This window comes from Mesorhizobium sp. CNPSo 4689 (assembly GCF_057784325.1).
The window spans coordinates 1-359 of record NZ_JBWLUZ010000115.1; the positions used below are offsets into that span (position 1 = coordinate 1).

Consider the following 359-nt stretch of genomic DNA (forward strand, 5'->3'; position numbering starts at 1 on the left):
CGGCATGGCAACTGTGTTCATGCGAATGCGGTTTTGTCTCGAATGATGGCGTTGAGAGTGATCAGAAGTTTTCTGGCGACAGCGACGATGGCGAGTTTCTTTGATCCGGAGCGAGCCGCGAGTGCAGCATAGAAGGCTTTGAAGCGTTCATTGGCGCGGATTGCGCCCAGCGCTGCCATGTAGAGAGCGCGGCGTACGCGCGGGCGGCCGCCTGTGATCTTGCTCCTGTGCTTGGACTTGCCACTCTCATTGTCGAAGGGCGCAAGACCGGCAAGGGCTGCGATCGACTTGGGTGAACGCTGACCGAGCTCGGGTAAGTGCGCCAGCAGAGAGAGGGCGGTGATCTTGGAGACACCGGG

1 protein-coding gene is annotated in these 359 nt (G+C 59.9%); it reads right to left on the reverse strand.

Annotated elements, in window-relative coordinates:
• Positions 1 to 17: 17 nt before the first annotated feature.
• Positions 18 to 359, reverse strand: a 342-nt coding sequence (locus AC04SI_RS33380) for a transposase (RefSeq protein ID WP_488475743.1), incomplete at its 5' end; no start/stop codon positions are given.